This is a genomic window from Arcticibacterium sp. (genome assembly GCF_055134445.1).
Window position 1 is genome coordinate 45,081 of sequence record NZ_JBSRVI010000187.1, and the last position, 22,046, is coordinate 67,126.

A 22,046-nucleotide genomic window follows, 5' to 3' on the forward strand; every position below is an offset into this window, starting at 1 on the left:
ATGTCATTTAACACTTCTTAACAGGTAAGCGTAAACTTCTAAATATGGTTTAATGTTAATATCTTAGAACAAAAAACCATAAAGGAATTATGTACAAAGCACTGTCAATCATCCTTTTGTTTGGCGTACAGGCTGCCATGGCTCAAGTTACTCCAAATCCAAAAGTAACTAAGAAATCTACTCAGGATGCATTCATTAATAAGATTGAAATTACCGAGGAATATACTGTGGTTTCAATGCAATATGTCAGCAAATCGCCCAAAGAGGCTCTTAAGAATTATTTGGATAATAACCCAGAAGAGAAAGAGCAACTCGGAATGATGAATCCTATGATGCGAAATATGATTTTGCAGCAAATGATGAGTCAAATGGGAGGTAGTACGATTAGAATTCAGCCAACTTCTTTTTTAAGAGCTAAAGACGGGAGAGTGTTTGATTTTATAAAGGCCACTAACATTCCTGTAGCTCCAGATAGACAAGATGTAGAGCCAGAAAAGAAATATTTTTTCAAAGTCTTCTTTAAAAAACTAGATCCAGGGATAAAATCGGTGGATTTGGTAGAAGGTCCCAATGATGAAAGAGATGGCTTTCAATATTGGAATTTTTATGGTGTAGAGGTGAATAACCCAGGAACAGGCGAGGAAGCTACGCCGATGGCCGCCATTCCTTCAAAAAACAATTCAGAGGCGTTTTTAATGAGTGGTAAAATATTTGACGCCGCCACAGAAGCACCTATTGCGGCTAAAATAGTGTGTTCTATTCTTGGTGAAGAGGAACCGTTTGATTCTGTTCGTACGTCTAGAACGGGTTATTATGAGTTTTTGATTAAGCCTAAAGAATATGTTTATAAGATTGTGGCAGATGGTTATGAGACCAGTACAGAGACTATGGATTTGAGTAAGATTTCAAAGTCTTTTTCAAGAGACATTTATTTAGAACCGATTGAAACAAAAGAGCCTTTGCTAGAAAATATAGAAGAAAGCAAAGAGGGAAAATTGGAGCTAGTTGAGAAAGGAACTTATAGACTAAACAATGTTTATTTTCCTTTAGGAAAGGCAGAGATTTTAGAGGATTCTCATACCGAATTGAAAAAGGTTATTAAGATGATGAATGAAAACCCGGAAATGAAAATCAGGGTAGATGGTCACACAGATAATCAAGGGGATAGTCAGTTAAACCTGATTTTGTCCATGGATAGAGCTAAAAATGTCAGAGACTTTTTAATATCAGGAGGCATAGCGGCGGAGAGAATAACATTCAAAGGCTGGGGAGATACCAAACCGCTAACTAAGAATGAATCAGAAGGTAATCGACAAAAAAACAGAAGGGTAGAAATTGTGATAGAGCAAGAGTGATTGCCTTCGAGTCCCTCAGCCAACGAATAATCAGCCCCCTGAAGCACTCGAAGGGGGGATTTATTCCTCTTTCTTCATATAAACCGTCCTGATAGGGAACGGTATTTCTATTCCCTCTACGTTATATCTTTCGTGTAGAGCTTTTACAAACTCGTGTTTAATAAGGTATTGACTGGTAAAATCGCTACTTCTAAGAATCACGTTAAAGTTTATACTGCTGTCTGCAAATTCATTATAACGTACGAATGGCTCATGGTCTTCCACAGCACCAGGAACAGTCTTTTGAATTTCTGTGGCCACTTCTATGGTTATCTGTTCCACTCTTTTCAAGTCCGAATCGTATGATACTCCCACAGGAATAAGCACGGAGTTTTGAGAGTCTGGGAGGATGAAGTTTTTAACAATGCTGCCCGCCATCGTACTATTAGGCACTATAATAATATGATTTCCTAAAGCCCTTATAGTGGTGTTTCTCCAAGCAATATCTTCTACGAAACCTTCGTCTCCATTGTCTAATTGTACGTAATCACCTGGTTTTAGTTTTTTTGCGGCAAGCATTTGTAAACCAGCAAAAAGGTTACTTAAAGTATCTTGAAGTGCCAAGGCTACTGCCAAACCACTGACTCCCAAAGCGGTCAATGCAGGAGCAATGGGTACCCCTAAAACATGCATCACAAACAGTATGCCTACAGAGTAGACAATGATTTTGATGATATTGGTAAAAATGGAAGTGTTTGGGAAAACCTTTCCTCTTCTAAATATGTAAAGCTGAATAATTTCTGCTATGAAATAGGATGCGGCCCATGTAAAAACAAGAATATTGAATACTAAAATCGCAATTCTAATATCAGGTTTAAAAGCTTCGAAGAGGTTACTGAAATGATAGGCCACCCAAATACCGATGACCCAAAAGAAAGGAATAACCAATCTGGCGAAGAGGTCAATAACGGCGTCGTCAATGCTATTGTCGGTTTTTGATGCCTTTTTATGTAGTATTGGGAAGACGGTGGATTTTATAATCCTGCCCAGAATCCAGCCGCTAGGTAGGGCAATAACCCATAATAATAAATCAATCCAGTTTTCAGTCAATTCTTTAATTTTTTAATGATTTCAAATTTAATATTTTCAGGTGTGGCACTAAGGAGTATACGCCTAAGAATTTATCCAAATAAATCTCTAAAGACGTCTTCTAGTTTCTCAGAAGCGATTATCTCAATTCCGAATTTGTCTTTAGATAACCCTTTGACATTGTTTTGAGAAATATAGATTTTTTTAAAACCCAACTTTTCTGCTTCGGATATCCTGGCCTCTATTCTACTGACTGCTCTTATTTCTCCTCCAAGTCCCACTTCTGCTGCGAAGCATAAAGACTGACTAACAGGAAGGTCCTCGTAAGACGAAGCCACACTAACACATACTGCTAAATCTATGGCTGGGTCTTCTACTTTTAATCCACCAGCTACATTTAAAAATACATCTTGAGTTCCTAATCTAAAACCACCTCTTTTTTCTAAAACGGCTAATAGCATTTGAAGCCTTCTGCCGTCAAAGCCATTGCTGGTTCGTTGAGGCGTTCCGTAATTTGCGGTACTTACTAAAGATTGAATCTCTATGTTTAAGGAGCGGTTGCCCTCCATCATAGAGGCTATACTTATGCCGCTAATCTGACTTGTTCTTTCTGATAATAATATTTCAGAGGGATTACTCACTTCTCTGAGTCCGTCGGCTAGCATTTCATAAATTCCTAATTCAGAAGTACTTCCAAAGCGGTTTTTTGTAGTTCTTAAAATTCGGTAGGTCATGTATCTGTCTCCCTCAAATTGAAGTACTGTGTCCACCATATGTTCCAAGACTTTAGGGCCAGCCAAGCTGCCTTCTTTGGTGATGTGACCAATCATTATGATGGGTACGTCAGACTCCTTGGCAAAAGTCATAAACTCAGCAGCACATTCTTTTATCTGTGAAACGGAACCCGCTCCAGATTCTATCAGTGGTGAAACCATGGTTTGAATAGAGTCTACAATGACCACATCCGGTTCTAGCATTTCAATGTGCTTAAAAACGGCGTCCGTAGAAGTTTCTGTCAAGATATAACATCTGTCGCTTTCAAACTTTAATCTTGTAGCTCGCATTTTAAGTTGCTGCTCGCTTTCTTCACCAGAGATATAAAGTACATTATAATCCTTAAGGCTAAGGGCTATTTGAAGCATGAGTGTAGATTTTCCTATTCCGGGTTCTCCGCCAATTAATATCAGCGAACCGGGCACTAATCCTCCGCCTAAAACCCTATTTAATTCATTATCTTCCGTAATGATTCTATACTGTTCGGCAGTTTGAATTTCATTAATTTTCTTAGGCTTAGACTTTGGTTTTGTATTTTGACTTCCAAAACGCCAGTTGCCTTTTTCTGGCTCATCTTTTGCGATAAGCTCTTCAACCAGTGTATTCCATTCTAAACAAGAGGGGCACTTTCCTAACCATTTTGGAGAATTATAGCCGCAGCTCTGACAGAAATATGCAGTTTTTTGTTTTGCCATTTAAAATAAGTGTTCCTTTTGAGTGGAATTTGCGAAGTAAAGAAATAATAATGGAAAGCGTTCCATAAAGGTTCACTAGATGCAACCGATTAATAAAACCTTTCATCTAAATTTTTAGAGACGGGAATATTTAGAAAAATTGTACTAAGATAAAAGTTAATGACGTTTATTGACCAGAACATTTAAAGATAGTTAGGAACATTAATAGAGAATTATGAAAAAAATTACAGCTGTTTTTATTTTTACATTATTAAGTACGTGGGGCTATGCTCAGTCGGGCTTAGGTATAAAAGGTGGCGTAAACCTTACCAATATCTACACAGACGCGGGTTCATTGAAAAATAATATCAATGAAAGTTTAGAAACTAAAACCGGATTCGTGTTTGGTATTTGGGGAAGGTTAGGAGATAAATTCTATTTACAACCAGAGCTTTTAGTGGCAACAAAAGGCGGTGAAGTGGAAGTAAGACCTGCCAATGGTGGACCAGTTCAGGTGGTAGATGTTAAATATACCGATCTAGATATTCCAATTTTAGTAGGTTTTAAGCCAGTTAAATTCCTTAGAATAATGGGCGGTCCGGTGGCTTCCTTAAAACTGTCGGAAGACCAAAAATTAAAAGAAGCTTTAAACGATTATACTACAAATACGGATGAGGCCTTTACTAATGCTACTTGGGGATATCAGGTAGGTTTAGGCGTAAAGATTTTAGGTGCCGAGCTAGATTTAAGAAAGGAAGGTAGCTTGACAGATATAAATGCTTTGAATTTTAAAAATGAAGATAAGTTTAGTCAAAGGGCTTCAGGCTGGACTTTAACGTTGGCTTTTAAAATTCTTTAAGTAAAGTATCAGTTTTAAGACAACACCTCCCAGCTTGCCTGGGAGGTGTTTTTTTTAGCATGAAATTTGCTGTTGTTTTGCTACCAGATCACCACTTGCTTATGAAAATAAAACTATCCAAAAGTTCATTCCCACTTTTTTTGATATGCTGTCTGCTAACTTCTGTATTTGCCCAAAAGGGTACTGCGAGTACCCAAAACACTTATGATATTTTTGTCCATCCAGAGATTAAAGACTTAAAGTTGATGGCCACTAGAGATACATCCAATATGTATTATTATTCTTTTGAGCTTCAGCGTACCATTAGGTATAAAGAACTTTTAGCAGAATCAGGTTTTTCATTTATTACTTCATGCGTGGGTAGAGAACTTATTCTTTCTGCTCCAAACTATGGTAAAGAAGCCAAATATGAATGGGAAGGACCTAGCGGTTTTACGAGTACTTTGGAAGAAGTGAAATTTAATAACATTGCCTTAAAAGACGATGGGATTTATACCGTGGTGGTCACTAAAGGAGACTTAACTGTATATGGGAAAATTAAGTTAATAGTTAAAGAGAATCCAGTAGCATCCATTACGCAAGATAGTTTTGAACCAAATCAAGTTATAGAATTGAGAGCTGTAGAAAACCCAGTAAATACAAAGTATGAGTGGCAGAATACAGACAGGAAAATAGTGTCTAGGTCTAGGGATTTATGGATAGCTGGGCAGCAACCTGGAACCTACAACTATCTTCTAAAAGTTAATTTAAATGGCTGTGAAGTCGTTAAGAATTTTGCTATAAATGTGGGCCAATCAATAGAAAAACCGCTCTATAAAAATGCGGTGGAAGTTTTAAGACATTCTTTTAGATAAGTGTAATATGTCTATATTGTTAACTCAATTATAAAGTCACTATTTTGATTATTTTCAAAGGGGTTAAGCTACCAAAAATCACTGCGATTGCTCTGTTTCCTTTTATAATAGTAAGATCTTTGGTTCCGTCTGAAAAATTGCTTAACCACGAATCTATTCATATCAGGCAGCAGTTGGAGATGCTTGTTTTACCTTTTTATGTATGGTATCTCTTAGAGTGGTTTATGCATTTTTGCAGCATTAGAAAGTTTTGGGCAGCCTATGAGATGATTTCCTTTGAAAAGGAAGCGTATCAAAATGAAGCTGATTTAAATTATCTGAAGAAACGAAAGTTTTGGTCGTTTCTTAATTATGTCTAAAGTTCTACATTTGTGTTCGGCTAAGTAATCTTAAAATAAAACGCATGCAAAAAATCATCATTATCAATGGACCAAATCTGAATCTTCTCGGTAAAAGAGAGCCAGGGATTTATGGTTACGAAACATTTGAGGGTTATTTTGAGACACTTGAAAGTACATTCCCTGAGGTTTCACTCAGTCAATTTCAAAGCAATCATGAAGGAGCTATTATAGACAAAATTCAGGAAGTAGGTTTTACTTACGATGGTATCATCATTAATGCCGGTGGACTTACCCATACTTCTGTGGCATTGGCTGATGCTCTATCTGCTGTAAATACACCAGCCGTTGAAGTACATATTTCTAATATTCACGCTCGTGAGGCTTTTCGCCATCATTCTTTTTTAACCAGCCGCTGTGTGGGTATGATTTGCGGTTTGGGTCTAAAGGGCTATGAATTGGCTATAAGACACTTTTTGAAGTAAGGCTTTTATTCTTCAGATTTCTGCTGTTTTTGAGCATCCTGCATTATTTTGTTGAAGTCCATCATGTTTTCATAACCTGCAGTTTTTAGGCTGTAGCTATCAGATTCCTTGATTTCTGTTACTTCCATGTGCATTTCTTCTCCATTTTGGTCTTTCATATCCATACCTAACATAGCCCTTCCTTCTTGTGCAAACTTCATCATTTCTGCATTAGACTTATTGTCAACTTTGAACATGCTTGTGCTGGCCGAGGAAGTCATTTTCTGAAACGACTTATAATAGGTAGAAACTACTGGAACCCTATTTTTGCTTATCCAAATGGTACTTTTTTCTTTACCCTGAGTAAGTAAATAGGCATCACAGCTATACCCCGCTATCGTTTTGGTTTCACCTGTTTTTACAAAATTCGTATTTTCTTCGGTTTCGTTTTTGTTGACTATTTTTTCTGCCATTTCTCCAGCGGCTTTCATAGACATCCCTATCATACTTTTCTTCCCTTGGGTTTCCATAAATGTGTACATACATTCTTTGTCGAAATCAATAATGACGGCTTGCAATCCTTGCGTAGCATTTGTCATTTCTGGATTAGAGCCAGAAATCATCTTGGAAGCCATATAATCACCACTTTTTGTAAAGTAGTATTTGTTTTTCATGTTAAAGTTTCCATCCTTATTTTTGGATTTGATATCCATGGTGTAAGAAGAGGAGAAGTCATAGCTAGCAGCTGGTGGTGGTGTGTTACCCATACCTCCTAATAGTCCACTTAACATCCCCATAGCCTGCTCTTGAGACAGATCTGCATCCGAACTTCCGGATGGTATGTTTTGAGTATCTGATGTGCCGGTGCTTTGGGTCTCTGTTTTAGTGTTTTTGCCAATGCCAAAAATGCTGTCAATGGCTTTGTCTACACCTTTATCTACGCCTTCATTAATTTTGTCCTCAGCCCTTTGTTCTGCACGTTGTGCGGCTCTGTCTGCCACTTTTTGACCTATTCTTCGTGGATTAAGAATTTGGGCTTCACAAACAGAGTTAACCAAAATTAATCCGACGACCATAGTGGTTTTAAATATTATTTTCATAGTTGTAAAAGTTTAATGCTCTTTAACCAGCTTTATTCATTAGAAAATCTCCCGATTTTATCGGGACGTAGCTAAATTGTTTCAAATCAGTTCGTAAACTTATTTAAACTCAATCACCAGAACTCTTCAACATTAAGGGTAAACCGCTATGCTAATCTCGTTTAAACGACTGATTTATTCCACTTTAAAACTCATTACGATTCTCCTATGTATAAACCGAGTTTAAATATACAGATATATCAAAGTTATGTTATTTTGATTTATTGATTTTAAAAATTACCTAGATGGTAGTTTTTTCTTAGTATTTGGCAATTTTGCATGCGGAATGCATCATAAAAATCAAATTTGGTTGTTACATAGATAAGTGTTTTTTAAAAGTGAATATGATAAAGATTATTTTTCTCTCCTTAATGCCATTTTTGGTGTTTTCTCAGGGTGTAGCCACGGTTTTTGGAGAAATTAGAGATAAAGAAACGGGAGATGTATTGCCTTCGGTGGTGATAGACATGCAGTATGGTGGATATTCTTCGAGTTCAAATGCTGAAGGGAAATTTGCTTTTAAGTTTCCAAACTTGGTTTTGGACTCATCCTTTGTGACTTTTTCGTCATTAGGTTATAAGACAAGGATTTTGCCTGCTAGAGAGCTCATGAAGCATAAATCGAACGAAGTCTTGCTTCAAAAGGCAGAATTAATAGAAACGACTTTAGGTATTTCTGAGGCTAGAAGACTGGTGGAGGCGGCTGTAGATTCTATTAAAAGAAACAACATTAAGAATAACTTTTTCCAGAATGGCTTTTACCAAGAGTCTGCTTTTATTGAAGGTATTGGTGTGGTGAAAATGAAAGAGGCCGTGCTCCGTGTGGAGCGTTTTCCGGACGAAGATGTGGAATATGACAAAATTAGGGTTACTAAATCCAGGTTTCTAGACTGGAGAGGGCAGAGTGCTAAAATTGAAGTTTGGGAGTTTCCTAACGGACCGGCTATTGCTTGCAGAACCATTGAAACGGAGTTGCCAGAGTTCTTAACAAAAGGCAATCTGAAAGACTATGAATTTAGGGTAGATTCTATGCAAACCACCTATAACGACATCCAAGTCTATTCCATAAGCTTTGAACCTAAGTCTGCTAGATTAAGGGGCGGGAGAACGGGGAAGATTTTTCTAGAACCATACAGTAAAGCCATTATAAGATTAGAGTATGATTTAACTAAACGAGCTCTCTCTGATGTGATTGGTGGAGGTTCTGGAAGTATTAAATTAAAAGGGGAGCGTCTAAGATTTGTGAGCCAGTACAGATGGGCTACTAATAAATGGGTACTGCATGAAAACCTGCTCACCATTGATATGGAGTACCAAGAGCGGTTAGATAAGGAGTTTAAAGCGAAAACTCACTGGGAACTAAGGTTTTTGGCCTCAGAAACCAGAGAGTTATCTGCTAGAATGATTAAAGACCCAGAGGTCATCGTGGATACTAAAAGTTTTAGAACCACCTCTGGTTTGAATCCTGAATTTTGGGATTCTTATAATTATATTGTCCCAACGGAAGAAATGATGAAATTACCAGGGAATCACCTTAAACGTTAAATCTAAAGTGCATGATGTCGCCATCTTTCACGATGTATTCTTTTCCTTCTATTCTTAAGCGACCTACTTCTTTACAAGCCTGCTCAGAACCGTATTTCGTAAAATCGTCATAACTCATTACTTCAGCTTTGATAAAACCTCTTTCAAAGTCGGTATGAATTACGCCAGCTGCTTGAGGAGCTGTCCAGCCTTCTTTAATGGTCCATGCTCTTACCTCTTGAACACCAGCCGTAAAGTAAGTCTTAAGATTAAGAAGTGTATATGCAGACCTTAAAAGTTTGTCAAGACCCGCTTCTTTCATGCCGTAATCTGCAAAAAACATGGCTTTATCTTCTGGGTCTTCCATTTCTGAGATATCTGCCTCAATGTTGTTACAAAGTACTATCATCTGAGCACCTTCGGCATCAGCTGCTTTTTGAAGTACATCTGAAAATTTATTACCCGTATGCATACTGGCTTCGTCTACATTGGCGATATAAAGTGTAGGCTTTACGGTAAGTAAAAACATATCTGCTATGGCAGGAAGTTCTTCTTTGGTTAATCCCAATTCTCTTACATTTCTGCCTTGCTGCAGCCAAGCCTCACACTTCTCTACCACCTCTAATTCGGCTTTCATTTTGGTGTCTCCACCTACACGAGCCATCTTTCCAATCCTTTTGACTTTCTTCTCGATACTCTCCAAATCTTTCAACTGAAGCTCGTAGTCAATGATTTCTTTATCCGAAATGGGGTTTATGGCTCCTTCGTCTCTCAGTACATTTTCATCTTCAAAACAACGCACCACATGAATAATGGCATCTACTTCTCTAATATTTCCAAGAAACTTGTTTCCTAAGCCTTCACCTTGGCTGGCACCTTTTACCAATCCCGCAATGTCTACCACCTCTATCTGAGTAGGCACCACTTTATTAGGCTTTACTAGCTCTTCCAGCTTGGTTAAGCGGGTGTCAGGTACATCCACAAGGGCTTCGTTAGGCTCAATAGTACAAAAGCGATAGTTGCTAGCTTGTGCTTTGGCACTGGTGGAAACTGCATTAAAAAGGGTAGATTTTCCAACATTTGGTAAGCCTACAATTCCTACTCTTAAAGACATTTTTTCTTTGGATAATTTGAGCCTGCAAAGATAAATAAAAGGTTGAGTCAATCAACATCATTTAGGAATGTGATTATACTCAGTTTTTAAGAAAGAAGACCTGGCTAGTTTTGATTATCAATAATTAAACAATTACAATCATGAAAAAGAATATGGGTGATACAGACAAAATGATAAGAATAGTTATTGCTTCTATCATAGGCCTCTTGTTTTGGAAAGGTGTTATTGCTGGTGTCTTGGGTTTCGTCCTAGTGGCAGTTGCTCTCGTTTTTCTTTTTACTTCAACGGTAAGTTTCTGTCCAATATATAAGGTTTTGGGTTTAAGTACCTGCCCTGTCAAGCAGAAGAAATAAAGTCTATTATTTAGGGTTTCTGTCGGTGCTAGTAGGTAATTTATTCTATTTTTGTTCTAACGAATAGATAATTTATAAAACATGGAAAAGGTATACCTGAGCGATAGTGGTCCTAAAGTTTCAAAAGCAATTTACAGCTTCTGGAGATGGGAAAATGAAAAAATGACTGACCCTAAAAGAGCAGAGGAGATTATAGACCTTTGTTTAGAATTAGGCATAAACACCTTTGATTTTGGCGATACCTCCGAAAAATTAGAAACGGAGAAGATTGTCAATGCTGTTTTAAGTGGCAAGGGACTAGAGCGTAAGGATATGGTGATTTTTGCGAAATGTGGTATCAGAGAATTGTCTTCTGGACAGCCGTATTTTGATAATTCAAAAAGCTATTTGTTGGACTCTGTAGATAAGTTTTTAAATGACTTACAAACAGATTACTTGGACATTTTCCTTTTAAATGGTTTCGACTATACAGCAAATCCGGAAGAAACTGCTTTGGTTTTACAGCAAATCATTCATACGAAGAAAGCGAAGCATATTGGTATTGCCAACTTTACAGTGGATCAACATAAACTGTTAGCTAAGCATCTAAGTATCCCTATTGTTACCAGTCATATTGAATTAAATCTTTTAGATACCAGTCCTATCAGAGATGGAAGGATAGATTTTATTAAAGAGCAATACGCCAAACCTCTTGTTTGGTCTCCTCTGGCAGGTGGCGAAATCCTAGAAGGGGGGTCTGAGCAGGCTATTCGTTTGCGTAAAGCTTTAAAAGCCGTAGCAGAAAAACATAATGCTAATTTGGAGCAAATAGCCGTGGCATGGTTAATAAGCTTAGGTGTTTTACCAATTATAGGCTCTCTAAATCTAGAAAGAATTAAAAATGTGGCCACAGCCACAGATATAGTACTTTCTAAAGAAGATTGGTATGAGATTTATTATGCTTCTTTGACTAAATAAACAAAGTCCTACCATATAGAAAGGAGTGGCATTTTTAAGATGCCACTCCTTTTAGTTCTCTCAATAACTGGAATTTCCGCTTAGCGTTAGTTTATTTTTAAACATATTCCAATAATACTTGGCAGTTCCTTCTTCGTCTTGTTTCCATGCTTTTAATAAAGCATCTAGTTTTTCATTACTAACGCCTTTGGCATCTTCAAAGAATTTCTTTTGCAACTGAGATTCGCTTTCCATTCTTAGCGATTTTAGCTCTTCTAATTTGGCCAATAGTATCTCCTTCTCATGGTCTAGCTCGGTTATCTCTTCCATTTCTATCATGCTTACTCGCTTTTTATAGCTTTCCATTTTAAAAAGCATTTTGGCTATCAAGGCTGAAAGCTCTATCAGAATAAGGATTAATGAAAGTAAATAAAATCTGAATTTCAGAGCTCCAGAGGTGTCTTTTTGTAGTAAAGATTCCAGGGCCTCTGCCTGAATTAAAGTGCCAAAAACATTATTCTCACTTTGGTAAAGCTCAATTTCGGCATTGACTTTATGATTAAAGGTGTCAATCTTAGATTGTAAAACCTCAATCTTAGAAATATTAGCAAGTTTTAACCCCGCCAAATCTTCTTCATAGCGTCTTAGTATTTTTTCTTTTTGTTTAGCTACGGTGCTGTAGCCATATTTTCCGGTGCCGCCACTGCCGTCCATCTCAATTTTAAAGTCAGCTTCAGCCTGACCCAAAAGATTTTGAGTGTCGTCAAGCTGAGTTTGTAAAGTTGCCTTTTGAGCGGTTAGCTCATCAATATCGGATTTATAAAGGGCTTCCAGTTCAATTTTCCTTTCTGCCACTTTTTTATCTGCCAATATTTCTACCTCTCTACTTATTTCTGGCTGATAAAACTTCAAAATCATAGGCTGCGATAAAAACACACCTAAAAGAATAGCCAAAATAAATCTAAAGCCTAAAGAAAAATAGTTGGTTTTTCCGGAAGACATGGAGGAAATCAAAGCTCTATCAAAAGCTATGATAAAGAAACCCATAAAAAGACCTGCCAAAACAGCAAGGACGATATTGCTAGAGAAGGTTTGAAAGAAGAATGTCCATGCCAAGGTGGCGTAAAGGCCCACAATGATAAGCAGAACACCAATAATTTTAGAGTGAAATTTATCTATACCGCATGCCGCGATAATGCTGGGCTTAAAACCCGCAAGATTCCATAGGAATCTGTCCAGCTTGGTGCTGTTGTTTTCGTTCATATTTTTTTATAAGATAATAGCTGGTTAAATTTAACTGACTGAAGTCAATGGCTTATCAACTATTTTTTAGATGGTAATATTTTACTTTAAGTGGTCTTTTTTTCGCCTTATCTTGGCTTAATGCCTTGAACATCTGTGTTTGAAGATTTATAAGTTTGGCTTAAGAAAATAGAATTAATAATTAAGCCGTACCTTTGCGGCTTAATCCGAAACAACTCTTAAAACAGAATTGTTGTTTCATAAACAGTTCTTATGTCATTTGAAAAATTGGGCTTGTCAAAATCATTGTTACAAGCCATTGATAAAAAAGGTTATACGAAACCATCACCCATTCAGGAAAAAGCAATTCCAAGAGTTTTAGAAGGAAAAGATGTTCTAGCTTCTGCACAAACAGGAACAGGTAAAACCGCAGGTTTTACACTGCCTATTCTACAACTTTTGTCAGAAGCTCCGTTAGATAGAAGAAGGCCTATTAGAAGTTTGATTCTTACACCAACAAGAGAGCTGGCTGCTCAGATTTACGAAAACGTAAGAGAATATGGTGAGTTTTTAGATATCAAATCTACCGTGATTTTTGGTGGGGTAAATCAAAACCCACAGGTTAGAACTCTAAGACAAGGCGTGGATATATTGATAGCCACTCCGGGTAGATTATTGGATTTGCATTCGCAAAAGGCTCTTTCACTTAGCCAAGTGGAAATTTTAGTTTTAGATGAAGCAGACCGTATGTTAGATATGGGCTTCCTGAGAGATATAAAGAAAGTATTGGCTCTTATTCCTGCCAAAAGACAAAACCTTTTATTCTCTGCTACTTTCTCTAAAGATATTAAAAAGCTAGCGGGTGAGTTTTTACACAATCCAGTATTGGTAGAGGCTACACCAGAGAATACTACTGCAGAGAAAGTAGAGCATCAAGTATATTTTGTGGATGCTGGTAATAAAACGGAATTAGTGTCGAAACTGATTTTGGAGGGAAATTGGAATCAAGTTTTGGTTTTTACGAGAACAAAACATGGTGCCAACAGGCTGAGCGAAAAACTAAGTAAACAAAGAATTTCGTCTGCGGCCATTCATGGAAACAAGACTCAAAATGCTAGAACAAAGGCCTTAGCAGGTTTTAAAGATGGCGAAATCAGAGTTTTGGTAGCTACGGATATTGCAGCACGTGGGCTTGATATTCCTCTTTTACCGCATGTTATAAACTTTGAACTGCCTAACGTACCAGAAGACTATGTTCATAGAATTGGACGTACAGGAAGAGCAGGGGCTAGCGGAGAAGCCATTTCTTTGGTTTCGGTAGACGAGATGACTTTTCTACGTGATATTGAAAAGTTATTGGGTCAAAAATTACCAAGTAGTGTCTTAAAAGGTTTTGAGCCTTCAGACGAGCCTACCTCTAAGGCGGAAAAAGCCGCATTAAAGCAGAATAATAGAAGACCAAATCCAAGAAGAGAATCTGGAAATTCTTCTGGAGGAGGTGATAGAAGGAGAGATTCTGGAAATTCTTCTGGTGGGGGAGATAGAAGGAGAGAGTCTGGGAGTTCTTCTGGAGGAAGAAGAGAATTTAAAGGAAGACGTTAAAATAAACGTTTGAGTTAGTCTTATTAAAAGGAGCCCTTACGAAAGGCTCCTTTTTCTGTTTCTAAGAATTTTAGGGCAGATTCCATCTCACTCCCAAAAAGCCTCGGATGCCCTGATTTGGGGCATAAACATAACTAGGGTCAAAAGTTAATGCGTAAGGATTGTTTGTCGTAGGCACCACATCACCAGCGGCATTAAATGTCACCTCTTTATCAAACGGGTCAAAGGAACGGGCAATACTATTGGCTGCAGGCGTAAAGTTTAAAAGATTTTTTACACCACCATAAATTTCTACAGTCGAACTTTTAGGTGAATACGTAAACTGAATATTCTGAATGCTCCACCATGGCGAAGTATCAGGTCTTGGGTCTGATGCACCAAGTATCGGAAGCTCCATCGGTCCATAAAGGTTACCTGTGTAATCTACCATAATGTTTATACTCGGGATAGTGTATGACGCCGACCATGTGCCACTGAAGTGCTCTGTAAGGAGTGGTCTTTCTGTTTCGCCATCTTTAATAAGCGTGTTGTCCATGAGTGTGGCTCCTGTCAATAGCTTTAGACCATTAGCGAAATTAAAGTCAACATTGGCAGAAATACCCTTAGATACCGCATAGCCATCTAGGTTATCATAAATTATTTTCTGAGGGTCTGTGCTATAATCAGGCACTATTCTATTATTGAAATGCGTATAAAACGCTGTGAAATCTATACCTATGAAACCGCTGTTTTTAGTGAAAAACTTACCCATGTAATTTAGGTTGGCGTTGATACTTTTTTCAGGTTTCAGCTCGCTTAATATTTCAACCTTTCTAGCTCCCGTGAGAGCGGCATGGTCTTCCGTGAAAAGGTTCACCACCCTGAAACCAGTGCCTACGTTTAGCCTGACAATGTTAAATTTGTTCAGATTGTATTTGTACGCTGCTCTTGGTGTATGAATGCTGCCATGTTTTTGATGGTAGTCGAAGCGATATCCCAAAAGCACTTTTTGTTTTTTATCTAATGTGATTTCGTCTTGTAAAAAAGCACCGGGCAAAAGACTGTTTTCAGGTTTAGAAATATTGATATTTTCTGCTGAGGCTGTGGCTGGTGTATTGTCGTCATAAAAGGTATGGCGAGCCGCTATTCCTGAAAGTAGGTCATGGTTTTTTAGAGACTTATCCCAAGTCATTTGCACAAAACCGATGTTCTGTTTCGCAAAGAACGGTAGGTCGCCGTAATAAGAATCTTGGTTGTGATTATTATAAGAGAATGTAAGAGCCAGTTTCTCTTTTGTTGGTAGTTCATATTTCCCTAAAAGCTCCCATCTTTTGGTATAAATACTCTCTCCATACTTTTCTGTGCCGCCTCTAAAGGCTTCAGTCCAGTCCATTTCGCCACCCCATCTGTTTTCATAAAAGTATCTGGCGGCTATGTTGAAGTATTTATCTCCGCTGTGTTTGAAACTCCATTTATGAAATAAAGAAATACGGTGCTGTAAGGTTACATCAGTGAAGTTGTCACTATTATTATCAATAGGGTTTTGGTAGTTATAGTAATTGATACCTGTCAAGGTCTGGATTTTGGAGCCAACGGCTTGTTTAAAACCCAAATCCACGTTTAGTTCTTGCCAGTTGGTAGCCATCACATCTACAGATAGTTTGTCGGCTTTTAAAGGTGATTTGGTCATGATATTGATAAGCCCCCCTACGGCCTCACTGCCATATAAAGAAGACGCAGGTCCTTTTACCACCTCAACACGCTCTATCAAAGAATTTGGAATTCCGGAAAGACCATAAACGGTAGACAGTCCACTCACTATGGGCATGCCGTCCAGTAAAATCATGGTATACGGTCCTTCTAAGCCGTTAATGTGAATGTCACCGGTGTTGCAGACGTTGCAGTTGAGCTGCGGTCTTACACCGTTTACGTTTTGCAGGGCCTCAAAAACATTCGGTGTTGGGTTTCTTTTAAAAAACTGTGGCGTGTAAATCTCCACCGGTACAGGTGTTTCTAAGCGATTTACTTCTTTCATGGTACCTGTAACAACTACTTCGTTAAGAGATGCTGCTGCTGCGTTTAAGATAATCTCAATTTCTGTGTTAGAAAGGTTTGAGAGAACAACTGACAATGTTTGTTTTTGGAAACCTATGGAGCTTACCATTAATTTGAACGTTCTGGCATTTAATGCACGCATCTCAAAATAGCCCTCTTCTGAAGAAAGAACAGACCTGTTTTCTGACGGGATGAAGAGCGTAGCAAAGGGCACACCCTCGCCGGTGTCACTAACTACCCTGCCTGTTAGATTTCCGTTTTGAGCCAGTGCTATATGCCCAAATCCTATAAGAAATATGATGCGTATGAGTCTTTTCAAAATTAATAATTAGCTGGGTATTAAAAATATAACACACGAATATAAAAATAAAATTTAGAGTTGCCTAAAAAAGAATAAAAACAAGCTGAATTTTGATTTCAGATTATTTTGGCATAGCCTTTGAAATTAACTATTAAACAAAACCAATAGCAATGAAATTTTTAGGAATAGGCAGTAGGGTAAAACATGAAGAGTACGGTTTAGGCGTGGTGATGAATGTGCATTCTACTTATTATGATATCACTTTTTATAATCAAGGCAGCGAGAAGGTCGATCTTGAGGAGGATCTAGAAATAATAGAATATGTAGGTGCAGAGTCTGATATGGTTTCTATGTTTGACGTAGAGCAAACGCTTATAAAATTACTTCAAAAGTGGAACGGGCAAACTGAAACCGTGCCTTTAGGTGATAGATGGAAGGGTGGAACCCTCATTTTGAAGCCCGCCGACGATAATCTTTCTTCCAAAGAAATGCCTATTGAAACCTTCTTTCATAAAATAGTGATGATGCGTGACAAGCTACGTGTGCTTGAGCAAAAGGTAAATGCCAGTGATTTGTCTGACGAAGCTAAAGTGGACTGCCAGCAATACATTACCCGCTGCTACGGCTCTATGACCTCTTTCAATGTGCTTTTTAAAAATACAGGACAACAGTTTAGTACGAAGTAAATTCTACTTTACTTTTTGTATGACTATTGGAATGCAAAATTTAATGCACTGTTGCATTTCAAAGTTTTTGTAGAGTTTTGATTTAAAGCCATTAGAGGAGGCTCCTCCTAGGAATAAATCAATCCTTGAGTTATTGTCGATGTCGCCAAAAGCAAAGAAGCCAAAAGCTACATTCTCAAAAATGGAGTTTCTATATTTTTGAAATTTACCAGAACCATTATTTAGGTATAATTCGGTAAGGCTTTGGTTATTTTTATCCCAACCACTAATTACAAAATCTAGATCTCCATCATTGTCAACATCCGCGGTGGCTAGAGCGGAAAAACGAAGTGGCGTAAAATGATTTGAGGAATCTACACTAAAGTTTCCTAAACCGTCATTTAAGTATGAAATCGTATACACGCCATCCAAATTTGTTCCAGACAGAATTAGGTCTAAATCATTGTCGCCATCAACATCAAAAAATGCAGATGCTGATTGAGATACATTTACAAAAGGTGTATTTAAGCTTTCTGTAAAGTCACCAAAACCATTATTGATGAAGAGTTTTGTGAACTTTTCATTTGAAGCGTTGGAGCCTGAAATTAACAAGTCTATCGAGTTATCAGCATTGATGTCGCCGGTGGTTATAGAAGAATACTCAAGACCTTCTATGATGAAAGTGTTACTTTGAGTAAACAATCCTGTTCCGTCATTAAAATATATTTGGGTAATAACATTTGGGTAGTTTACTCTACCACTTAGGACGATATCCAATGACGAATCATTATTCAAGTCTACAAGGTGGATAGATGCATTGTCTATACCCGGCAAGCTGTTTCTACCGTCTATTGTAAAGTTACCCAATCCGTCATTTAAATAAAGCTCAGTAAGGTTTTTTGAATTATTATTGCCTGAGAGTAGTAAATCCAAATCACCGTCACCGTCTACATCACCAGGCATTATAGAAGAAAAGGCTATGTCAGGTAAATTTGGGTTATCATAAATTGTAAAATCACCTGAACCATTATTTTTATAAGTAGCGGTAATTCTTTCTGAAAAAGTGACCTGTGAGCTTCGCCCTGAAATTATTAAATCAAGATCGCCATCTCCATCCATGTCAAACAAATTTGAAGAGCCTACTGATGCTCCTTTAAAAGGAGTGTTTATTTGCTCCACAAAGCCAAGCGAATCGGGATAAGAGTTCACTATATTTAGATTCAAAGTTATGATAGAATCACATCCTATTTGATTTTTTAAAGTGTACGTAGCTGTGGAGGTCTCTGAAGTATACGTTTTTCCATCTATCCAGGTAAATGAGTCGTAAGCCGTATGGCTATCCGTACTGTATGAAGGCTCTAAAATAGTTAAATTTAATGTTACTACGGAGTCTCCACCTGCGGCGTTTTTTAATGCAAAAGTGGAGAAGTCATTGTCTTCGCAGTAAGTATAACCATCTATCCAAACTAGAGAATCACATACTGCAAAAGTTTGTGTTGCCGTATTTGAATTCTCAATAGTCAGGTTTAAGGTTATCAGCGAGTCGCAGCCTTGACTGTTTTGGCTTAAATATGTTGCCGAATTGGTACTTGAAGTGTAAGTTATACCATCTATCCATTCAAAACTAGAAGCGGCTACATAGGTCTGTGTGGAATAAATTGGCACACAAGTGCTGGCGTAATTGTAATAAATAGAAGCAGTTGGTTTTCCTGTGGAGAGGGTACCAGAGATGATGAAATCTAAGTCGCCATCTCCATCAATATCTGTGACATCCATGGCGGACCTTCCAATGGGCTGAATAGTGAAAGCCGAAGTTTCTGTAAACTGACCGTTTGCATCGTTTAAATAAATTTTGCCTGCACTACTATTGATTCCACCACTTATAACTAAGTCTTCGTCGGAATCGTTATCGATATCAATAAACTTAGCAGTGCCCGTATCTATCTGAATAAAGCTATTGCTTTCGTCTTTTGAGAAGTTCCCATTCCCGTCATTTAGGTACAAGGCAGAATGACTTTGATTCAGTGCTATTAAGCCTGTAATAATAATATCAAAGTCTCCATCATTTTCAACATCAGAATAATCAATGGAAGAATAAATTAAACCTGGCAAAGTGGTACTATCTGTGATATTCAAATTACCATTTCCATCATTTAGGTAAATGTTGGTTTTGTAGGATTGACTATTTCCGTTAGACCCTGATAAGATTAGATCTGAATAATTATCATTATTTAAGTCAATCGACAATAAACTTCCTAGGTAGAAACCCTCTAATTCTTGGTGTTCCGAAAAGTTACCTTTGCCATCATTGAAAAAAGTTTTTGAAATTTGATTGTTCTCAGTTTTCCCATTAATGTTAGTATAAGAATTTCCACTTAGGACAATATCTTGGTCACCATCATTGTCAAAATCTGTGAAGGCTACAGAGGAAAGACTCATCGCTGGCAACCCTGTGTTCTTCAATTCAAAAAAATCACCCTTACCTGCGTTTAGGTATAGTTTTGTTATTCTTTCGCCATCGTCATTTCGTCCGGTTAATAGAAGGTCTTGGTCATGGTCGCCATCAATGTCGGCAAAGGCGGCAGACGATTCCCAAACTTTTTCAAAAGGGTTTTCTTTTGGTGAAAAATAGCCATTGCCAGAGTTTAGGAATAATTCTGTTTTGCCTTTGAAAACAAAATCTTGGCCCGTCATGAATAGGTCTGGTCTACTATCGCCATTGAGATCTTTGAAAATTACAGAACCTTCGAAGAGTCCACCTTGTGGAAAGCTACTTGGATATATTTGCCCTATGGTCGCAAATGATTTTAGTAAAAGTAAGGAAGAGATTAGTTTTTTCATGTGTGGATTGTAAGCAAATCAGTGGATTTATCCAGTACGAAAATAAGCAAATATCATACCTCGCGTATCATTTCTAATGTTAAATTTAGTTTGAAAGAATGTAAGAAAGCAACTGGAGCATATAAAACAAATTCTCACCTTTCTGAAAGCTGGGAATTTGTAATTTTAGGGGTGGCTAAAATGGCAACAACTTCATTAAATTTACTGGATAGATTAGGGGAAGTAGAAATTAAATTAACAGGGAAAAATAATTAAATTCAATGCAGGGCATCTACTTGATTGGTATCGGAACATTTCTATCGGGACTTCTTATTGCGTATTTATATTTAAGCTCAAAAACGGTTAGTCAAACTGAATATGAAGGTTTAAAACAAAAGAATATTAGGGCAGACTATGATTTAGGAGTTTTAACCGCTACTGAGAAAGAGTTGCGAATAAATCTAGATAAACTAGAAGCTACACTGTCAAAAGAAAAGGAAGTAAACAGAAGCCAAGAAACATTAATAACGGAATTGCAGGTTAATGGAAGAAACTATGAAGAAAAAGTTCATTCAGAAAAGTTGACAAATGAAAAGCAACAGAAAAATATTGAAGAGAATAATAATCAAATACGGCTATTAACATCACAGCTGAGTGAATTCAGAACACTCAACGCAAATCTGCAAGAAAAAATAGCTAATCAGAATAATGAATTTGAAGAGTCTAGGAAGAAATCGCTTATAGAATTTGAAAACATAGCTAATAAATTATTCGAAGAAAAAACAACCAAGTTTTCTAAAGAGAGCAAAGAAAATATAGAGCTTCTTTTAAATCCACTAAAGGAGAATTTGAAAGAGTTTAAGAAGCAAGTGGAAGAAACCTATGATAAAGAATCCAAGCAGAGATTCTCACTTGAAGGGAAAATTAAAGAGTTAGTGGATTTGAATCAACAAATCAGTAAGGATGCCACAAACCTTACTAAGGCATTAAAAGGGCAAGCCAAAACGCAAGGGGACTGGGGTGAAATGATTCTGGAAAATATCTTAGAATACTCAGGGCTTGTTAAAAATAGAGAATACTTTATTCAAGAGTCCTTTATAGACCATGATGGAAAAAGAAAGCAACCAGATGTAATTATAAAGTACCCTGATGATAGGTATATTATTGTGGATTCTAAAGTCTCATTAACGGCATATGAGCGATTTGCCAATTGTGAAGATATAGAAGAACAAAAGCTCTATTTAGCGGAACATATTAAGTCCATTAAAAGCCATATAGATAACCTGAGTTCGAAGGAATACGACAAGTTTGACAAAACCTTAGATTTCGTTATGCTTTTCGTTCCTATAGAACCGGCTTTTATGACGGCCCTCCATTTCGACCAAGAGCTTTGGAGCTATGCTTATAAGAAAAGGGTTCTGCTGATAAGTCCAACAAATTTGATTGCAGCCTTAAAAATGGTGTCGGATATATGGAAACGTGAATTGCAGAATAATAATGCTTTAGAAATAGCTAAAAGAGGCGAGTTTCTGTATGAAAAGTTTGTTGGATTTGTTGGTGATATGGAAGAAATAGATAAACACCTGGGAAAGGTTAGTGATAAGTATAATGATGCCATGAATAAGTTGTCAAAAGGAAGCGGAAACCTTATTAGACAAGCTGAAATGCTAAAGAAATTGGGAATCAATTCGAAAAAAGGTCTTCCAGAAAAATACCTACTTGAAGACCTAGAGGATGAGAACCAGTTGGACTGAAAATAGAGCGAGCAATAAGGCTAAGGTTAAGTAGTTTTTCCATTTTAGTGTTTGATTAATTCACCGCAAGATGCCCATACAGCAACTGAGAGCCTGTTCAAAACGAATTCATTTTTATTTCATTTGATTTTTTGCAGTTTCCTTTCGAATAGACTGGGTATATATATGATTTTATAA

Annotated in this window: 19 protein-coding genes; 12 read left to right on the forward strand and 7 right to left on the reverse strand. The window is 37.4% G+C overall.

Translation table 11 applies throughout. The features are described 5' to 3' along the window. Positions 1-89 precede the first annotated feature (89 nt). Entirely contained in the window at positions 90-1,355 is a 1,266-nt protein-coding gene (locus ACTBZY_RS24635) for an OmpA family protein (protein ID WP_463049045.1), read from the forward strand. A 60-nt stretch (positions 1,356-1,415) separates the two neighbouring features. Here the strand turns inward: ACTBZY_RS24635 and ACTBZY_RS24640 are convergent, their stop codons facing one another. Both ACTBZY_RS24640 and radA read right to left on the reverse strand, forming a co-directional pair. Next, positions 1,416-2,444 (reverse strand): mechanosensitive ion channel family protein, encoded by a 1,029-nt coding sequence (locus ACTBZY_RS24640; RefSeq protein ID WP_463049046.1) that lies wholly within the window; start codon positions 2,442-2,444, stop codon positions 1,416-1,418. Between the two features lie 71 nt (positions 2,445-2,515). After that, on the reverse strand, positions 2,516-3,892 hold the full coding sequence (gene radA / locus ACTBZY_RS24645) for a DNA repair protein RadA (protein ID WP_463049047.1): 1,377 nt from the start codon (positions 3,890-3,892) through the stop codon (positions 2,516-2,518). A 214-nt stretch (positions 3,893-4,106) separates the two neighbouring features. Here radA and ACTBZY_RS24650 point away from each other — a divergent pair, with 214 nt between their 5' ends. The 4 genes from ACTBZY_RS24650 (at position 4,107) to aroQ (ending at position 6,407) form a co-directional block, all read left to right on the forward strand. Beyond that, positions 4,107-4,730: an outer membrane beta-barrel protein gene (locus ACTBZY_RS24650; protein ID WP_463049048.1), complete on the forward strand. Its 624-nt coding sequence runs from the start codon at positions 4,107-4,109 to the stop codon at positions 4,728-4,730. 101 nt (positions 4,731-4,831) lie between these two features. Next, complete coding sequence (locus ACTBZY_RS24655) at positions 4,832-5,584, forward strand: hypothetical protein (protein WP_463049049.1); 753 nt, start codon at positions 4,832-4,834, stop codon at positions 5,582-5,584. 44 nt (positions 5,585-5,628) lie between these two features. Continuing rightward, a complete protein-coding gene (locus ACTBZY_RS24660) occupies positions 5,629-5,943 on the forward strand; it encodes a hypothetical protein (protein WP_463049050.1) in 315 nt (104 codons plus the stop codon). A 44-nt stretch (positions 5,944-5,987) separates the two neighbouring features. Further along, on the forward strand, positions 5,988-6,407 hold the full coding sequence (gene aroQ / locus ACTBZY_RS24665) for a type II 3-dehydroquinate dehydratase (RefSeq protein ID WP_463049051.1): 420 nt from the start codon (positions 5,988-5,990) through the stop codon (positions 6,405-6,407). Positions 6,408-6,412: 5 nt separating this feature from the next. Here aroQ and ACTBZY_RS24670 read toward each other — a convergent pair whose 3' ends face one another. Further along, on the reverse strand, positions 6,413-7,486 hold the full coding sequence (locus ACTBZY_RS24670; RefSeq protein ID WP_463049052.1) for a DUF4412 domain-containing protein: 1,074 nt from the start codon (positions 7,484-7,486) through the stop codon (positions 6,413-6,415). A gap of 383 nt (positions 7,487-7,869) precedes the next feature. Between ACTBZY_RS24670 and ACTBZY_RS24675 the strand changes: the two genes are divergently transcribed. Next, entirely contained in the window at positions 7,870-9,069 is a 1,200-nt protein-coding gene (locus ACTBZY_RS24675) for a carboxypeptidase-like regulatory domain-containing protein (protein ID WP_463049053.1), read from the forward strand. Here the strand turns inward: ACTBZY_RS24675 and ychF are convergent. Then, positions 9,059-10,162, reverse strand: a complete 1,104-nt coding sequence (gene ychF, locus ACTBZY_RS24680) for a redox-regulated ATPase YchF (protein WP_463049054.1) — start codon at positions 10,160-10,162, stop codon at positions 9,059-9,061. The genes ACTBZY_RS24675 and ychF overlap by 11 nt on opposite strands. A gap of 140 nt (positions 10,163-10,302) precedes the next feature. Here ychF and ACTBZY_RS24685 point away from each other — a divergent pair, with 140 nt between their 5' ends. Next, complete coding sequence (locus ACTBZY_RS24685) at positions 10,303-10,515, forward strand: YgaP family membrane protein (protein ID WP_463049055.1); 213 nt, start codon at positions 10,303-10,305, stop codon at positions 10,513-10,515. A gap of 81 nt (positions 10,516-10,596) precedes the next feature. Beyond that, a complete protein-coding gene (locus tag ACTBZY_RS24690) occupies positions 10,597-11,472 on the forward strand; it encodes an aldo/keto reductase (protein WP_463049056.1) in 876 nt (291 codons plus the stop codon). A gap of 60 nt (positions 11,473-11,532) precedes the next feature. On the opposite strand, the gene ACTBZY_RS24695 is transcribed toward ACTBZY_RS24690, so the two are convergent. Further along, complete coding sequence (locus ACTBZY_RS24695) at positions 11,533-12,714, reverse strand: DUF4407 domain-containing protein (protein ID WP_463049057.1); 1,182 nt, start codon at positions 12,712-12,714, stop codon at positions 11,533-11,535. 252 nt (positions 12,715-12,966) lie between these two features. Here ACTBZY_RS24695 and ACTBZY_RS24700 point away from each other — a divergent pair, with 252 nt between their 5' ends. Beyond that, positions 12,967-14,295 (forward strand): DEAD/DEAH box helicase, encoded by a 1,329-nt coding sequence (locus tag ACTBZY_RS24700; RefSeq protein WP_463049058.1) that lies wholly within the window; start codon positions 12,967-12,969, stop codon positions 14,293-14,295. 70 nt (positions 14,296-14,365) lie between these two features. Here ACTBZY_RS24700 and ACTBZY_RS24705 read toward each other — a convergent pair whose 3' ends face one another. Continuing rightward, positions 14,366-16,648 (reverse strand): TonB-dependent receptor, encoded by a 2,283-nt coding sequence (locus tag ACTBZY_RS24705; RefSeq protein WP_463049059.1) that lies wholly within the window; start codon positions 16,646-16,648, stop codon positions 14,366-14,368. A gap of 152 nt (positions 16,649-16,800) precedes the next feature. Between ACTBZY_RS24705 and ACTBZY_RS24710 the strand changes: the two genes are divergently transcribed. Then, positions 16,801-17,316: a hypothetical protein gene (locus tag ACTBZY_RS24710; RefSeq protein ID WP_463049060.1), complete on the forward strand. Its 516-nt coding sequence runs from the start codon at positions 16,801-16,803 to the stop codon at positions 17,314-17,316. A 3-nt stretch (positions 17,317-17,319) separates the two neighbouring features. On the opposite strand, the gene ACTBZY_RS24715 is transcribed toward ACTBZY_RS24710, so the two are convergent. Further along, positions 17,320-20,136, reverse strand: a complete 2,817-nt coding sequence (locus ACTBZY_RS24715) for an FG-GAP repeat domain-containing protein (protein ID WP_463049061.1) — start codon at positions 20,134-20,136, stop codon at positions 17,320-17,322. Between the two features lie 21 nt (positions 20,137-20,157). On the opposite strand from ACTBZY_RS24715, the gene ACTBZY_RS24720 reads away from it, so the two are divergent. Beyond that, the gene (locus tag ACTBZY_RS24720; protein WP_463049062.1) at positions 20,158-20,391 is read left to right on the forward strand and encodes a hypothetical protein; all 234 of its coding nucleotides are present in this window, start codon (positions 20,158-20,160) and stop codon (positions 20,389-20,391) included. A 5-nt stretch (positions 20,392-20,396) separates the two neighbouring features. Next, on the forward strand, positions 20,397-21,869 hold the full coding sequence (locus ACTBZY_RS24725) for a DNA recombination protein RmuC (protein WP_463049063.1): 1,473 nt from the start codon (positions 20,397-20,399) through the stop codon (positions 21,867-21,869). The last annotated feature ends 177 nt before the right edge of the window (positions 21,870-22,046 follow it).